This window comes from Paraferrimonas sedimenticola, assembly GCF_002282855.1.
Classification (GTDB): Bacteria; Pseudomonadota; Gammaproteobacteria; order Enterobacterales; family Shewanellaceae; genus Paraferrimonas; species Paraferrimonas sedimenticola.
Genome location: NZ_NRIR01000002.1, coordinates 261,906 through 276,378, shown reverse-complemented (window position 1 = coordinate 276,378; position 14,473 = coordinate 261,906). Strand labels below are relative to the sequence as shown.

18 protein-coding genes are annotated in these 14,473 nt (G+C 48.8%); 1 reads left to right on the top strand and 17 read right to left on the bottom strand.

Going from position 1 to position 14,473, the window contains the following annotated elements; all coding sequences use genetic code 11:
• Window positions 1–80 precede the first annotated feature (80 nt).
• The 4 genes from CLC93_RS04630 to CLC93_RS04615 are packed head-to-tail and all read right to left on the bottom strand — an operon-like array spanning window position 81 to window position 2,322.
• Window positions 81–554, bottom strand: a complete 474-nt coding sequence (locus CLC93_RS04630) for an MSHA biogenesis protein MshP (RefSeq protein ID WP_095504780.1) — start codon at window positions 552–554, stop codon at window positions 81–83.
• The gene (locus tag CLC93_RS04625) at window positions 544–1,347 is read right to left on the bottom strand and encodes a PilW family protein (RefSeq protein ID WP_095504779.1); all 804 of its coding nucleotides are present in this window, start codon (window positions 1,345–1,347) and stop codon (window positions 544–546) included. The genes CLC93_RS04630 and CLC93_RS04625 overlap by 11 nt, the downstream gene beginning before the upstream one ends.
• Window positions 1,347–1,859, bottom strand: a complete 513-nt coding sequence (locus CLC93_RS04620; protein ID WP_095504778.1) for a type IV pilus modification PilV family protein — start codon at window positions 1,857–1,859, stop codon at window positions 1,347–1,349. Before CLC93_RS04620 ends, CLC93_RS04625 begins: the two co-directional genes overlap by 1 nt.
• Window positions 1,849–2,322, bottom strand: coding sequence for a prepilin-type N-terminal cleavage/methylation domain-containing protein (locus tag CLC93_RS04615; protein WP_095504777.1), 474 nt, complete (start codon window positions 2,320–2,322; stop codon window positions 1,849–1,851). Before CLC93_RS04615 ends, CLC93_RS04620 begins: the two co-directional genes overlap by 11 nt.
• A gap of 190 nt (window positions 2,323–2,512) precedes the next feature.
• Here CLC93_RS04615 and CLC93_RS04610 point away from each other — a divergent pair, with 190 nt between their 5' ends.
• Window positions 2,513–4,183, top strand: a complete 1,671-nt coding sequence (locus CLC93_RS04610) for an O-antigen ligase family protein (RefSeq protein WP_169902814.1) — start codon at window positions 2,513–2,515, stop codon at window positions 4,181–4,183.
• A 53-nt stretch (window positions 4,184–4,236) separates the two neighbouring features.
• Here CLC93_RS04610 and CLC93_RS17895 read toward each other — a convergent pair whose 3' ends face one another.
• The 13 genes from CLC93_RS17895 to CLC93_RS04545 all read right to left on the bottom strand — a co-directional run bounded on the left by CLC93_RS17895 (window position 4,237) and on the right by CLC93_RS04545 (window position 14,470).
• Window positions 4,237–4,683, bottom strand: a complete 447-nt coding sequence (locus CLC93_RS17895; protein WP_095504775.1) for a type IV pilin protein — start codon at window positions 4,681–4,683, stop codon at window positions 4,237–4,239.
• Window positions 4,684–4,912: 229 nt separating this feature from the next.
• Window positions 4,913–5,380 (bottom strand): bacterioferritin, encoded by a 468-nt coding sequence (gene bfr, locus CLC93_RS04600; protein WP_095504774.1) that lies wholly within the window; start codon window positions 5,378–5,380, stop codon window positions 4,913–4,915.
• Window positions 5,380–5,856: a bacterioferritin gene (gene bfr, locus CLC93_RS04595; RefSeq protein WP_095504773.1), complete on the bottom strand. Its 477-nt coding sequence runs from the start codon at window positions 5,854–5,856 to the stop codon at window positions 5,380–5,382. The genes bfr (CLC93_RS04600) and bfr (CLC93_RS04595) overlap by 1 nt, the downstream gene beginning before the upstream one ends.
• Before the next feature lie 83 nt (window positions 5,857–5,939).
• Entirely contained in the window at window positions 5,940–6,134 is a 195-nt protein-coding gene (locus CLC93_RS04590) for a bacterioferritin-associated ferredoxin (RefSeq protein WP_095504772.1), read from the bottom strand.
• A gap of 139 nt (window positions 6,135–6,273) precedes the next feature.
• Window positions 6,274–6,822, bottom strand: a complete 549-nt coding sequence (locus tag CLC93_RS17890; protein WP_095504771.1) for a prepilin-type N-terminal cleavage/methylation domain-containing protein — start codon at window positions 6,820–6,822, stop codon at window positions 6,274–6,276.
• Between the two features lie 24 nt (window positions 6,823–6,846).
• Window positions 6,847–7,362 (bottom strand): type II secretion system protein, encoded by a 516-nt coding sequence (locus CLC93_RS04580; protein ID WP_095504770.1) that lies wholly within the window; start codon window positions 7,360–7,362, stop codon window positions 6,847–6,849.
• Window positions 7,363–7,548: 186 nt separating this feature from the next.
• Complete coding sequence (locus tag CLC93_RS17885) at window positions 7,549–8,061, bottom strand: type II secretion system protein (protein WP_095504769.1); 513 nt, start codon at window positions 8,059–8,061, stop codon at window positions 7,549–7,551.
• Between the two features lie 165 nt (window positions 8,062–8,226).
• Complete coding sequence (locus CLC93_RS04570) at window positions 8,227–8,826, bottom strand: type II secretion system protein (protein WP_095504768.1); 600 nt, start codon at window positions 8,824–8,826, stop codon at window positions 8,227–8,229.
• 119 nt (window positions 8,827–8,945) lie between these two features.
• Window positions 8,946–9,449 (bottom strand): hypothetical protein, encoded by a 504-nt coding sequence (locus CLC93_RS04565; protein WP_095504767.1) that lies wholly within the window; start codon window positions 9,447–9,449, stop codon window positions 8,946–8,948.
• Window positions 9,450–10,667, bottom strand: coding sequence for a type II secretion system F family protein (locus CLC93_RS04560; RefSeq protein ID WP_095504766.1), 1,218 nt, complete (start codon window positions 10,665–10,667; stop codon window positions 9,450–9,452). It abuts the gene before it with no gap.
• Window positions 10,667–12,430 (bottom strand): GspE/PulE family protein, encoded by a 1,764-nt coding sequence (locus tag CLC93_RS04555; protein WP_095504765.1) that lies wholly within the window; start codon window positions 12,428–12,430, stop codon window positions 10,667–10,669. Before CLC93_RS04555 ends, CLC93_RS04560 begins: the two co-directional genes overlap by 1 nt.
• Window position 12,431: 1 nt before the next feature.
• On the bottom strand, window positions 12,432–13,571 hold the full coding sequence (locus CLC93_RS04550) for a tetratricopeptide repeat protein (protein WP_095504764.1): 1,140 nt from the start codon (window positions 13,569–13,571) through the stop codon (window positions 12,432–12,434).
• Window positions 13,568–14,470, bottom strand: a complete 903-nt coding sequence (locus CLC93_RS04545; protein WP_095504763.1) for an ExeA family protein — start codon at window positions 14,468–14,470, stop codon at window positions 13,568–13,570. The genes CLC93_RS04550 and CLC93_RS04545 overlap by 4 nt, the downstream gene beginning before the upstream one ends.
• Between the last annotated feature and the right edge of the window lie 3 nt (window positions 14,471–14,473).

The window sequence follows — 14,473 nt, the reverse complement described above, 5'->3', positions numbered from 1 at the left end:
ATATTGGCCCGCAGTAGGGTAGTTGATCAGCGTCGCTAGGCTGACTAACTAGCATCAATACAATCCATAAGACCGCTCGTTTAATCACTTCGAGCCCCCACTTCTACCTGTCGGCTCACCCGTATACAGCTACCGCCTGAACTGTTGCAATCCGCACTCGAGCACACGGCATTAGCGTTGATGCGAAACTCACTAACCGTATTGATAGTTTGCTGAGTACAGCCAATCGTCACTTGGCAACCATGAAAACCCACCAACCCTGTATCGGTTCCAATATCCCAACTTGGCGCTACAACCGCACAGCCTGCTACACCACCAGCGATAGGAAACAACTGCGAAAGACCGCGATCGGCCGCGCTATTGGCTGCGGCTAACGCTCGGGTTCCCCACACTTCAATGGTGACCGCTTCGCTAGAGTCTTCGACCACTCGTAGCAAAGCGCTGGCTAACAGTGCCATAACTGTGATGACGAAAATCGCGACCACGAGTGAAGAGCCTCGTTGCTGACGATAGCTTTGTATTGGTTGCGTTTGGCGATAATGACTAGGGAACATTCACCACCTGCACTTGATGTTGATAGCGAAAACTCTGACCAACCACTTCAAACTCGGGCTGAATATGGATCATGGCGTTATTCACCAAGGTCGCGGGCGTTAAGCTAATTGGCGGGTCCAGGGACAAGTCATTAATCACGCCTTCCGCCATCAGCACACCATCGCCCATGAAAGCAGGTAACGGCTGAGTGGCATTGGCCCAGTTGTAGCCGGCGTATCGGTATAGGCCACCATCGATACTAAAGCAGTAACTCACCGCTTCATTCACCAGATAAAAACGCTTGCTAGCAGAACCTTCGCTAAAGCGCACCGAACCGTGAAACTCTATGGTATTGCCAGTGAGGCGGGTAACGTCGAAAATCTTAGCCAGTGAACCATTAGACGCTTGATACACCTCCGATGGCTGTAATGGGTATACCAACATCTGATAACCAGACACATCACTAATTGCTGGGCTTAGGTTAAAGACTGTGGCGCTCACACGAGCGGTATCAGGGAATACCGGCACATCCACATAGCTTGCGCTTGCTTTAATCGGCACGAATTCTAAACATTGAAAGCCACCACCGCTGGTTTGGCGAACGCTATTAGGTACCGCTGAGCGCAACTCACGAGTCATGCGCTCAATCGCAAAACGGCTTTGGCTAAGTACCTGGTCGACCGTAGTAGACTCAACAAAAATACGAGTCCCGAAAATCACGAATCCGCTGACACCAACTGCCAGCACACCCAGAATAAGAATGACGGTCACTAACTCGACTAAGGTAAATCCACTTTGCTTAACTCGGATCATCAGTAGTTACTCCTGATCGCTGAGTAACTAATGGGCTCGCCGTTAGGAGTGGTAACTGTCACCTCAACCAGCTTTTGCGCTTGGGTGGCATCGAGATAGCTCACCGAGACCGCCAAACCATAGTTGGGATACACGTCTTGATAGCTAGCACTTGATTGCAGCATCAAGCTAGATGCGTTTAGCCCGTGGTAATCATCCACATCATCATAATCGTCTCGGCTTTTACCCGCCTCAGGCCCAAAATCGGCTTCGTCAGTGCAACTTGGTGCACCGGCAGAGTTGCACGCAGGCAACCCACCATTGGCACCGGAGGCATTGTCATAACGCTTGCCCCAGATTTCGTTCATTATCGAGTGAGCTAACTCTGCAGAGCGAACGCGTTGCAGGGAGTCCGCTGCCTTATCCGCTTGCGGAAACAGCACAGACGTCAATAGCACGATAGCGATTGCGCTGACCAGAATGCCAATCACCAATTCCATTAACGTAAAGCCACGCTGAGTACTAGTTCGCATGTATGTACCCCTCGGACTCAATGGCAATCGAAAGGGTCTCTTCAGCAATCACGCTAATACAATCGCCTGCGCAACCTAAGCTGCTGCGCCCAAAATTGTCGAAATCCACGTTAAAACTGTCGCTTGCAGTAGCGGTCAGGCGCAAAAATGCTCCGGCATCTAAGCTCTGAACTTGCTCGCTTCGAAAGGCACTACCAGTGCAGCCCAAAGGCATATGATGAAGCTGATAAGACAAAGAGGTGACCTGCACTCGAAAGCAGCGGTCTTGGTTGTTGAGCGCCAGTAGTTGGGCCTTTCTAAGCTCAGAAATGAACTCATCTCGCAGGGTATAAGAGGAGAAATTCGAGGTGTTCATGAAACGCGGAAATACCACCACAGCCAAAATGGCAATGATGATGATCACTGTCACTAGCTCTACTAGTGTAAAGCCAGCTTGTTGTTGAGAGCGCTGTCCCCGAAACAAACTTGCTATCCAATTATTTTTTTGATTATTCGCTAATGTTATCAGCCTAGTAACACAGGGTACAGCGCGGAAGATAGGCGGAAAATTTTTGCGCTCATATGTGCAAGCCAATCGGTATTTTTGAGGACAATTGCGACCCTAGTTTTATTTCAAGGTAGAATAAACACCAAATCACTAGATGCATCCAGCCATGAGCCTCTATCAAAAACTATTCTGTGCTGTCTCGGCTTTCCTTCTGTTATTTGGCGCTCACTATTTCCAGCCCAACTTTGGCGGGGCTGGATTAGAACTTCCTGTCAACGTGGTGGTTTGGGGAATCGCCGGTATTTTAATAGGGATAGCACTACTAGAAGTAGGTCGAACTCGTTCGCTTGTCGTTCATCCGCTAATGCTTTGGGCTGGTGCGATAGTCGCTATTCTTTGGCTGCCTTACTTTTTACCAGATAATCCAAGAGCCCATCTAGCTTTTCAGCGTTTGCTCGGACTAACCGGCGGATGGCTTTTGATTTGTAGTCTATTTCAAATGCGCCTAACTCAGCGCCATTGGTATGAATTCTACTGGCTGTTATTGTTCAGTGTGGGAATTCAGGCGGTCGTATGCCTTAGCCAATGGTACCTATTTCAGCCAGGGAACTGGATGGGATATGTGCCAGGTAATCCGCCTTCTGGCGTCTTTCAACAAAGAAATGTTGCTTCAACTTTCATGCTTTTTGCTGTGGTGGCAAGCGCGCTAATTGTTCAAAGCGGCGAGCTAAAAGCCAAGTGGCAAAAGCCTGCGATATTCATCATCAACGCCTTAGCTATCTGGGTATTGGTCCTCAACAGTTCTCGTATTGCGACCCTTAGCTTGTTTGTCGTGTTAGTGCTTTCAGCTCCATGGTTGCTGCGCAAGGCCGATATAAAAGCGTACCGTCTGATGCTGCTCGGTATTGCTTCCGGTCTGGCTATCGCCCATATCATTCCCTTGCTTTCGGGCGCTGCGGAAACGGCCAATGTCATGCGTGTCGAACGCGAGATGTTTGCCGATTCTGGCCGCATGACCATTTGGAAAGTGACCTGGGAGTTGATTAAAGAAAAGCCTTGGTTCGGTTGGGGATACGGTTCGTTTGAGTACTTTTACGTGATGAAGCAGGCCGAGCTGTATCATGCGGGAGAGATTTCGCGAATGATGCACAATATGTCGCATCCGCATAATGAGCTTCTGTATTGGGTATCTGAAGCGGGACTTATACCAGTGCTCACCATAATTGGCGTACTAGGTTGGCAATTAGTCAGACTAGCGTCCAACTGCCGGGAAAAGGCATTATTTTTCCCATCAATGCTCGTTGCACCTGTGTTGCACTGTACCACCGAGCTACCTTTCTATCACTCGGCTCTACTCCTGTTAATGAGCGGCGTGTTACTTTGCGTAGCTAGTTCGAATACCACGGAGTCAACTAACCAATCATTTTCATGCAAATTTACTATTGCTACGTCATTGGTTTCTACCATTGTTGTTACTAGTAGTCTGTTTTTCCTAGCCTCAGGATTGCAAGCTCATCAGCAACTCGGAAAATTTATAAAGAGCGAATACACAGATATCGAAGCTCTTCAACAAATAGTCGTTCCAGTTGCGATTAGTAACAGATATCAATACTACAGTTGGAAACTGCTATTAAATAATTCGCCTGCAGATACAGAGTCGGGCAGGAAGCATATAGAAAATGTCTGCCGCTGGAGTAATTCAAGGTTTCAGGATACAGGCAAAAGAATGTACTTAGAAAGCCAGAAAACTGCTCTAGAAAAGCTAAATGATACGGAACGTCTGAGAGTCGTTTACGATCAAATCACTTATCTGTTTCCAGATTCTGAATTCCCTTGAACCGCGAAAACGAAAAAGGGCCCGGTTGGGCCCTTTTTAAGTATTCCAGATGATTAGCAGTCCGAGATATCTACATCACCATATACTGGAGTTCCATCAGAAGTATCCAACGCGTAGCTGAATCCACAGTTCGCCGCTGGAGTTGCTCCTTTAGGGGCGACTACAACTGTAGTATCAACAGGTGCTACGGCCCATTCACCGGAGTCTATAGAAATAGCAGCAGCTACAGCCGAGCTGGTAACATTAACGTAGCCGCTTGAAGAAACGGGAATGCCATCTACATCGGTACCGTTGTGGGTACCGTTTGCCTTCTCGATTTGGTATTTAGCATGAACAAGATTGTTCGCACTCTGTAAAGCGCCCTTTGCTCCAGAAAGCGCCGAAACTTTCGCATCATCCTGCAAGTTAATAAATTTAGGTGCAGCGGTAACCGCCAACACACCCAAGATGATGATTACCACCACCAGCTCGATCAAGGTAAAACCTTTTTGTTGTTTCATTATTGTAATTCTCTTTTTTAGCTAAAATTTTGTGCAACTCGCTGACTAAAGCCGTCGCTCCATCGAACAAGCTGCGAACGCGCAATTGCATCGAAATAATAACAAAGCAACAAAAAGGAACAAACACTTTGTGTGAATATTGCGTGAAAGAACACGAGTTCCGCTCTGATTTAGTATGTTTGAAACCAAAGCGCAACCACGTGTTTACAAGGAGAGTGTGAGTAGTTTGTTACATCTGAGCTTGCTGGTAATTCTCTAAGCCGATCTTGTCGATCAATCTCAGCTGTTGCTCTAACCAATAGGCATGATCTTGCTCAGTGTCTTCCAGTAGCTTCTCAAAGATTTCGCGAGTGTGATAGTCGTTTAGCTCTTCGCATTCAGATATCGCGCCTTTAAGCTTGGCCGCTACGTCATACTCTAGCTGCAAATCGTTCTGAAGCATATCGGGCACATTTGCACCGATTTTTAGCCCTTCTCGAGTGGTCATGTCTGGCACGCCTTCAAGGAACAAGATGCGCTGAATAATCATAGTAGCGTGCATCTTTTCATCATCAAACTCATGAGCGATGCGCTCAAACAATTTAGTGAGGCCCCAGTCTTCGTACATTTGAGAGTGAATGAAATACTGATCCATTGCGGCCAGTTCGCAGGCCAAAACGCCGTTTAATAACTCTATGACTCTGTCATGCCCTTTCATTAGCCGTTCTCCTCCATACTGGCTTGCAGATAATTTTGCTCGCCGGTTTGTTCAATCAAGTGCTGCTGGGTTTCCAGCCAATCGAGATAGTCTTCTTCTTGCTTCAGTATTTCTTCGAGAATCGCTCGAGACACATAGTCTTTTTCTGATTCACATACAGAAATGGCATGACGTAGCGGTGGCAACTGGTCTTGCTGAAAAGAAAGATCGCAAGAGAGCATTTCAATCGGATGTTCCCCAATATTGAGTTTCTCAAGGTGTTGAAGGTTAGGAAGCCCTTCCAACAACAGAATCCGCTCGATCAATTTGTCCGCTTGTTTCATGTCCAAAATGGATTTGTCGTAAGCCTTGTCGTTTAGCTCTTCGAAACCCATGTTGCGAAACATGCGTGCGTGCAGAAAGTACTGATTAATGGAAGTAAGTTCGTTAGTGAGAACTTGATTGAGCTGGGCCAGAGTGACCCGAGAAATACGCATAAGCTGACTCCCTACGGCCAGAGTAAAACTTAAGCGTAGTACAGAGAAGCGGAGTCACAACACATCCGCTTCGAAATGTAGGGTTAGGCGACTTCGTAGTAAAGTGCGGCTTGTTCCGCGTGCGTGTCTTGTAAGACCTTGCGAGCCTGGCAGGCACACTTGCCACATACTGAGGCAACACCCAGATCGCGTTTTAAATCGCGAATATGGTTAGCGCCATTCTCTGCGGCTTGTTTAATTTGCTTGTCTGTTACTGCTTGACACAAACACACGTACATCGACGAAATCTCCTATGAAACTGAAATGAGAATAGCACCAATAGGAATCATTCGCATTATCTTTTAAAGTTTTTATGCCTAGATGTGACAATTGCCACACATCTCAAAGGATGAATGGCACTTTTGCTGTGAAAGCGGATTAACAGTCGTCGGTGACTAGGACGTATCTAGGTTGCTCGCCCACGGCTTGGGCAGAGGTGTACTCAATGCGACAAAGTTGAGTGCGGTTGAAACCGGCGGGATAGAGATAGAATTGGCGACGGTTCACCGAATCTAGGCCAAATCCAGAATCAGCTACCGTGCGGTTGTTGCGTAACCGAATGATAGATTCCACTTCAAGGATTTTGGCTAGGTTTTGAAGGGCACGGTTGTCGTTATTGCCTTCGTTGCTCAGATAACCGAAATTAGTCGCAACGACAGTTCCTGACTTATCTATCGCTACCGAACCTAGGTGACGGCGACGAGGGTTGGCTCGACCAATGGATTCTTGGCCTTGTATGGCTGCTTTAGCGTAGATCAGGGAGTTGGCGCTTTTCAGCGCTGCGATAACGCCTTGCAGTGAAGCGACACGCGCGTCTTTTTTGAAATCAAGAAACTTAGGGGCCGCGGTAATAGTAAGTACACCAAGTATTACTATCACCACAACCAGCTCTATCAGAGTAAACCCTAGTTGAGACTGCTTACCCATAAGCGGCTTCCCAGGAGTTTCTTATCAGCAACCGTCTTTAACGACTTGGTAGCTTGGACTATTTCCTGAAGCGGTCGCTGGTGTATAAAGTAAGTGACAGGAAACGGTTGGATCGGAACTAGAATAATTAGAACCTTGTTGGTAGATGGCAATTGCTGTTGTAGCCACCGCGTCAGTGTTATTTACTACTGCGGTGGTCAACCACTCTGAGTCGGTACCGCTAGTTGCTAGGTCGATGTCCAAGGCAATGTTGAGTGAGTCGAAATCAGACGCAAGATAGCCAAAACGAGTGTCTACTAAATCCGATGAGCCTCCAATAACTAAGTCTTTGTGATCACCACTTTCAACACCAGAAATTGCAGCCTTGGAAAACACCAATGCATTCGCTCCTTGAAGAGCACCTTTCAGACCCTGCAGGGTAGAAGCGCGCGCATCCGATTGAAGATTAATGAACTTTGGTGCCGCAGTAACTGCCAGAATCCCCAAAATAATAATGACTACGACTAATTCGATTAAGGTAAAACCCGCAGATTTTTTCATAGCATTTTCCCCAAATAGCGCACGCTAAAAGCTTTTTTATATTCATAACTGAGGGTTATTTTCTATTTCCCTCTTTTTGCACCGTACCACCAGAGCTCATTTAACACAATTATAACTTTTGTATATTTGGCACAAAAAAAGCGGCTATAAAGCCGCTTTCAATCAATCATTAACTCTAAATAGGTATTAGCATTTACCCATTTTTAATTCTATTTGCGGGCGATCATTGGCGCTGGCTCCATGATATTGCAAATGGCAACTTTGATCGTCGGTCGTGGTTAAATCAACAATACTTCCACGTTGATATATAGAGATAATAGGACCAACTCCCGCAACTGATTGATTACTAATAAGATCGCATACCCAATCACTAGTCCCGTTAGTATCCGTACTCATATCGATCTCTAGTGCTGTAGTTAACGCGGTACACGAAGGGGCTACATAACCGTATTGAATTGCAATCGAGTCTGAGTTGATGCTGATTGAACTGGATGCCTCCCGCTCTTTGCCCGCAATCGCGGCCTTAGAAAACACCAAAGCGTTGGCACCCTGAGTGGCAGCCTTTACCCCTTGCAGAGTCGATTTACGAGCATCGCCTTTGAGATCGATGAACTTTGGCGCAGCGGTTACCGCAAGCACACCTAGTATGATAATGACCACCACTAGCTCTACTAGGGTGAATCCGCTTTGTTGTTTCATCTAAAACCTTTGAAGCTAATACTTAGACGAAGCCGCTTCTTTCAAAGCGACGGCTTTTATTGGCGGACAATGTTAGCAACCACTTGCTAACAAGACAACGGATATGGATCGCAACTCAACAAAAAGCCCGGCATCAAGCCGGGCTAAAAAGAGAGATAGTTTCAATTAGTTATTGAATACAGTCACTTGGCCAGATGCAGGGTTGTAGGTAAAACCTTTACCTACACTAGTATCTGGCGTCGCTGGGTTTGGACGACCATTGCTTTGATCCAGCACCAGGCTGTTCACCAAGTGGTAGCGACACAAGTCAACAGTACGCGATTCGCCATTCAAATCAACCACTTGACCACCACCGTTGTTCTGAACGGTAATGTAGATGCGAGAGTCACGAGCATCTTGGTTTTGAACTACGTTGCGCGGCGCGTTTTGCAGTACGTTGTTGAACACCTCTTGGCAGGTAGCATTGCTCATCGAGGTTACTAGAGTATTGGTTGAACCCGTTGGGAAACCGTAACGGTTGTCCAAGCGGATAGTAGTGCCATCTAGAATAACGTTGTCATTGTTACGACCATCCACTTCCCACTGCGAGCGTACAAAGCTCACTGCGGTTGCCAGGCCACCAGACATGCCTTCAACGCTGGCGTCTTCGGCTTCCTCAGTCACGTTTAGAAAACGTGGAATAGCGGTTGCTGCTAATAGGCCTAAGATGACGATAACAATCACCAACTCGACCAAAGAGAAACCTTGGTTCTTCATACGATTCATAATTCGCTTCCCCTAATTAAATTGCTGCACTCAATTGTTAGTTGTTAGCGATCTCGGTCGCCGCTATTTAGCAACATCTTCATGTTAACGATAATGTTACAACTGAGACAAGTAAAACCTTATATAGAATTATTATTAGCCTGAGAAATCGTCAATAAACGTCCACTGCTTAATTGATAACTCAAACTATCACCTTGTACGCTGACAAATCGGCAAGCCATATCGGCTTTATCATAATGCGCACTTAATTTTCCTTTGCCGAAATCTTGAGCACTTTCCTCGCCCAATATTTGTTGCCACAACTTGATGCAGCCTTCAGCGGAGCGAATATCAGGTACTGGCCAGCCATTTTCTGACATCCGCACCCAAGTCGGGTTGTCATCTCCCCACAGAGTCACACTTACTCGTTCGGGTCTGCCCTGCGTCAACCACATGGAGCGCAACATACTGTCCATGCGGATCCAAGTATTCTGTTTGCGACTAAAATCGTCGCGGTCGATGCGAGACTCGACTTCCAAATAACGACCACCAAATACCGCTAGAATGATCATCATTACCACTAGGGCGATGACCACTCGGCCGGAGCGCAGCAAATCCGTTTCTGCTTGTTGTTGACGTCGCACTTAGCCTCCTTTGACTGCCTGCAACATATCCCACATCGGCAGGTAGATACCCAAAGCCAAAATCAAAACAATCACAGCTACGAAACCAATCAACATTGGCTCAATTTTGGCGGTAAGGTTTTGTAGGTCAAAATCCGTTTCGCGCTCGTAAAACTCAGCCGCATCGTCGAGCAGCGAATCTATGTTGCCGGTCTCTTCGCCCACCGCAACCATCTGCAAAACCAAAGGAGTGAACAACTCGCTTTGGTGCGCCGATTTCAACAGCGAGTCACCGCCTTCAATCTGACGTCGCATCTGCACGATTCGGTCGTGCATATAGGCGTTGTCTACCGCGTCCGCTACTAAGCTAAGCCCTTGAGTCATGGGCACCCCAGCGCGCAGCATCATGGCAAAGCTGCGTCCAAAGCGCGACAGTGTAGAGCGTTCGATAATGCTGCCAACCGCCGGGATTCCCAGTTTTTTCTTATCCCACTGATAGCGCCCTTTCTCGGTACGTACGTAGTATCTGAGCCCCAATATGACGCCGATAACCCCAAGCAACATAAAGGGCCAATAATCCAAGAAAAAATCTGAAGTCGAGATCAGCAGCTTGGTGGCCCAAGGCAGCTCAGCGCCAAACTTGGAAAACATGTCGGCGAATTTTGGAATCACCATCATGTTCAACACCACCATGGCAATCACAATGGCGAGCAAAACGAAGATTGGATAGCGAATGGCCGATTTAATTTGGCGACGGGTTTCCTGTTCACGCTCGATGTAACCGGACAATTGCAAAAACACATCGTCCAAACGCCCGGTATTCTCCCCGACGTGAACCATGGCAACAAATAGGTTGCTAAACACATCGGGATGATGGTTCATGGCAGTGGACAGCGGTTTACCTGCGGTCAACTGTTCGTGAATCGCTTCTAGAGCTTGCTGCATTCGCTTCGAATGCGCAGTCTCTGACAGGCCTTTGATTGCGCGAAGAATCGGAATGCCTGATTTGGTCAGCGAGAACATTTGGCGCGAGAAGATATGCAACTCGTCCAAACTCACCTTGCGTGCCAATAAATCCGACCATTTGATTTGCTGACCGGATTTGGCCTTTTGTACCTCGAGGGGAATGATTGCTCGGCGCAGCAAAGCATCGGCTGCCGCCGACTCGGAAGCGGCTTCCACCGAACCGTTGACCAAGGCGCCTTGGCTATCTCGTCCTCGATACTGGTACTCAGGCATTATCCAATTCCTTGAGTCGCTTCAATGTTGGCAAGGTTATCTGTGTTGCTAAAATCGGCCTCGACATCTTCCACCAATCGCGCCACCTCTTCGATGGTGGTCTGTCCGCTAAACAAGAACTCCATCGCCGACTTGGCTAGCGGCACAAAGGACGGACTGGCATGCGCTGCCGCAGAGAAGGCTTGTGGATCGCCGATTCGCATCGCATCCATCATGGCTTCATCCAACTCAAGGATCTCAAATACACCCACTCGGCCGCGATAGCCGGTGCCGCCACAGGCCTGACAACCAACACCTTTTCTAAACACGCCTTCACCTGGGTCGCGTCCGCTAATGCTGGTTACCCAAGCGCGCTCTGCAGCACTGAGCTGATGGTCTTGGCCACAGTTATAGCAGACTTTCCGAACCAGTCGCTGAGCGATAATCACTCGTAGCGCACTGGCCACCAAGTAGGCCGCAGCGCCCATGTCCAACAAACGCAACGCTGAAGTAATGGCGTCGTTGGTGTGCAGAGTCGACAGTACGAAGTGACCGGTCAATGCGCCTCGAAGACCGATTTCCACAGTCTCTTGGTCACGCATCTCACCCACCATGATGATATCTGGGTCTTGACGCAAAGTGGTTCGAAGCACGTTTGAAAAGTCCAAGCCAATCTTGTGATTCACCTGCACTTGGTTGATACGCGGAATTTGATATTCCACCGGATCTTCCACAGTAATAATTTTTTTCGAAGCCGTGTTCAGCTCAGACAAAATGCCATAAAGAGTGGTGGTTTTACCCGACCCCGTAGGACCGGTCACCAGCAGCATTCCGTGGGGACGGCGAATGTGCCGGCGTACGCGCTCAACCATAGGGTCCGGCATACCGGTTTGCTCGAGGGTCAGCAGGCCCGCGGACTGGTCAAGTAAACGCATTACCACTGACTCACCATGAGCCACCGGCATGGTCGACAAACGCACGTCGACCTTGTGCTTTTTCACTTCGATGTTGAAGCGACCGTCTTGCGGTAAACGCTTCTCAGAGATATCCAGACCAGCCATTAGCTTGAGACGCAACACCAGTGCCGAGGCGATTTTAACCTCAGGCAGTATGGTTTCGTTGAGATGGCCGTCGATCCGTTGGCGAATCCGCAGCGCATCTTCACCCGGCTCAATGTGAATATCCGAGGCGCGCATTTGAATGGCGTCTTCAAAAATCGACTGCAACAACTTAACCACTGTGGTCTCGTTGTCACCATCGTCCATGGTGAGGTCGCTGAGATTAAACGAGTCATCGGCGGCGTACTCTTCATCGAGCTGCTCAGCCATTGACGCAATTTCGTCGGTACGGCGATATAGGTTATCAAAGGCGTCTAACAGCTGGCGCTCAGGCGCTACCGCAAGACGCAAGCGCTTAGGCTCTAGCAAGACTTCAATGTTATCCAGCGCTTGCAGGTCGGCCGGATCCGACATGGCCACCAGCACAGACTCAGCGTCTTCTTCGATTGGCAGCGCGCGATAACGACGGGCCTGTACCTCAGGGATCCACTTTAAGATGGACTGAGGTATGTTGCGCTTACTGATATCCAGCAATGGAATGTTCAGCTGCTGCGCCAAGAAAGTCAGTAGCTGTTGTTCGCTCAAACACCCAGATTCAATTAGGGTGCGTCCCAGTTTTAGGCCGGTACTTTGTTGTTTTTTTAGCGCAGCGTTGAGTTGGTCATCGGTAATGATGTGTTCTTGGACCAACAAATCGCCTAAGCGCATTTTCAGTTTAGGTTGCATTTCAACCTCCTAACTGGGCGATTCGATTCGTGAGGAATTGCCTGCCGTTTTCCGACAGCCCGCTTGTTGATAAGGCGCGTCGATAAGCCAACAGAGCTTCCCCTTGTTCTCCTTGCGAGTCCAACGCAAACCCCAAACCCAGCCACCACTTGGCCACATTGGGTTGAAGTTCCGACAAGCTTCGATAGCTGCTTTCAGCCAAAACAAACTCTTGCTCAGCTTGAGATATCTCACTGAGCAAAATCAGCCCTTTAGCGTGCTCAGGCACGGCGATGAGTTGCAGCGATTGAAGCAAGGCCATGGCATCTTGCATGCGATCACTTTGTTGCAGAATTCTCGCCTGCAGCACACCAAAATCGATTTCTTGCGGATATTGCGTACGACCTTGCTGTAACACGCTCAAGGCCCCTTTTATGTCGTTTTGGCCAAACAAGAGCGCAGCAAGTTGTTTACGGACTTGATGCAAACTTCCATCTAACTTCAGCGCGGTACGGTAGTCAACTGCCGCTTTTTTAAACTGCCCCTGCTGTTGCCATTGTTCGGCAGATGTTATCGCTCGAGCAATCTTGTCTTTTTTAGTTAACACAACTTCAACCAGCTCAAAGCTGGGCTCTGGTTTGGCGCTGTCTGGCTTGCTGACTTGTGGCTTGCTCGAATGACTCGGCTCGGGTTTAGCCGGCTCTGCAGTCACTGGCTCTGCTTCAACAGAAGTCGCTGCGATGCCATTTTCCTCAATGATCTGAGGCGCTTCAGCCTTAGGCTTCGCCTGCTCAACCTGTGCCTGGCTAACCACTGGGTTGGCGTCGGTTTCACCCGTCGAAGCCTTGGCAGTTTCGCCTTTCGAATCGGCAGATGCTGTCTGGTCTATCGCCGAACTAGGCCTCACTTCAGCCTGCTCAATGACCGCGACTGGTACCTTGTTACTCATGCTCGCCGTCTCGATAAACTGAGGACTCTCCAGTTTAGACAGAGCCAGCCAACCAAACGCCAAGCCGCCACCGCCTAATCCAAGGGCGAGGCCAACCCACAATCCCGAATTTTGATACCAAGCCTTGGGCGCCTGATACGGGGTTACCGCGATCGCGCCTTGAGTGGCCTTGCGCTCATCGAGCTCTTTGAGCATCTGATTAATCACGCTCATAGGGCGCTACCTTGCAACCAATACCACAGCACTGCTGCGGCTAAACCTAGGGTTAACCCCAAAACCGGCGCTCTAAGTGACATCGGGCTGTTAGCGTCTTCGGTATCGGCAATCGCCGCTTTCAGTTGCTTAGCGCTCACTCGACGAACACCGGCACCATAAGCTAGTAGTAGGCCTTTGTGACAAAGCAGGTTTACCAATCTGGGGATCCCTCGTGATGCTTTGTACAGCTGACGAATTTGCCCCTTCTCAAACACAGCACCGCCTTGCCACCCAGCGACCTTAAGTCTGTGCTCGACGTAGCCATGAATTTCAGCCTCGGTGAGCGGGCGTAACTGGTAGGAAAACCCGATGCGCTGACGCAACTGACGGAATTTGTCTTGTGCTAGACGCTGGTCTAGCTCGGGCTGGCCCAACAATACCACTTGCAGCAATTTGCTGGTTTCGGTTTCCAAGTTGGTAAACAAACGCAAAGCTTCCAGACTCTCATCCGGTAGCGCCTGTGCCTCGTCAACCACGATAACCGCGCGCTTGCCTTGCTCGGCGAGGCTCAACAACTTTTCGTGGATTAATTGAATCAGTTGCTGCTGGTCGACCTTAGCGGAATAGCTAAAGCCCAATTCACAGGCCACCGCCCAACGCAGCTCTTGCGGTGATAGATACGGGTTGGGAAGGTAGACGCATGCAAACTGATGGGCCATATCATTGAGTAACTTACGGCAGATCAGTGTCTTACCTGTCCCCACTTCACCAGTGACTTTGATGAAGCCCTCGCCACCAACCAGGGCTGTATGTAAAACTTGCAGCGCCTCAACATGAGGCGCCAATCCAAAAAAGAAGCTGGTATTCGGGGTTAGCGAGAACGGAGCCGTCGCTAACCCAAAATGCTGCAAGTACATACC

What these genes read in the sequence shown, in the direction of transcription:
- CLC93_RS04560 (WP_095504766.1), bottom strand. Translation starts at nt 10,667, where the DNA reads ATGCCTGAGTACCAGTATCGAGGACGAGATAGCCAAGGCGCCTTGGTC.
- CLC93_RS04620 (WP_095504778.1), bottom strand. Translation starts at nt 1,859, where the DNA reads ATGCGAACTAGTACTCAGCGTGGCTTTACGTTAATGGAATTGGTGATT.
- CLC93_RS04590 (WP_095504772.1), bottom strand. Translation starts at nt 6,134, where the DNA reads ATGTACGTGTGTTTGTGTCAAGCAGTAACAGACAAGCAAATTAAACAA.
- CLC93_RS04570 (WP_095504768.1), bottom strand. Translation starts at nt 8,826, where the DNA reads ATGAATCGTATGAAGAACCAAGGTTTCTCTTTGGTCGAGTTGGTGATT.
- bfr (WP_095504773.1), bottom strand. Translation starts at nt 5,856, where the DNA reads ATGCGTATTTCTCGGGTCACTCTGGCCCAGCTCAATCAAGTTCTCACT.
- CLC93_RS04545 (WP_095504763.1), bottom strand. Translation starts at nt 14,470, where the DNA reads ATGTACTTGCAGCATTTTGGGTTAGCGACGGCTCCGTTCTCGCTAACC.
- CLC93_RS17895 (WP_095504775.1), bottom strand. Translation starts at nt 4,683, where the DNA reads ATGAAACAACAAAAAGGTTTTACCTTGATCGAGCTGGTGGTGGTAATC.
- CLC93_RS17890 (WP_095504771.1), bottom strand. Translation starts at nt 6,822, where the DNA reads ATGGGTAAGCAGTCTCAACTAGGGTTTACTCTGATAGAGCTGGTTGTG.
- CLC93_RS17885 (WP_095504769.1), bottom strand. Translation starts at nt 8,061, where the DNA reads ATGAAACAACAAAGCGGATTCACCCTAGTAGAGCTAGTGGTGGTCATT.
- CLC93_RS04550 (WP_095504764.1), bottom strand. Translation starts at nt 13,571, where the DNA reads ATGAGCGTGATTAATCAGATGCTCAAAGAGCTCGATGAGCGCAAGGCC.
- CLC93_RS04625 (WP_095504779.1), bottom strand. Translation starts at nt 1,347, where the DNA reads ATGATCCGAGTTAAGCAAAGTGGATTTACCTTAGTCGAGTTAGTGACC.
- CLC93_RS04555 (WP_095504765.1), bottom strand. Translation starts at nt 12,430, where the DNA reads ATGCAACCTAAACTGAAAATGCGCTTAGGCGATTTGTTGGTCCAAGAA.
- CLC93_RS04610 (WP_169902814.1), top strand. Translation starts at nt 2,513, where the DNA reads ATGAGCCTCTATCAAAAACTATTCTGTGCTGTCTCGGCTTTCCTTCTG.
- CLC93_RS04580 (WP_095504770.1), bottom strand. Translation starts at nt 7,362, where the DNA reads ATGAAAAAATCTGCGGGTTTTACCTTAATCGAATTAGTCGTAGTCATT.
- CLC93_RS04630 (WP_095504780.1), bottom strand. Translation starts at nt 554, where the DNA reads ATGTTCCCTAGTCATTATCGCCAAACGCAACCAATACAAAGCTATCGT.
- bfr (WP_095504774.1), bottom strand. Translation starts at nt 5,380, where the DNA reads ATGAAAGGGCATGACAGAGTCATAGAGTTATTAAACGGCGTTTTGGCC.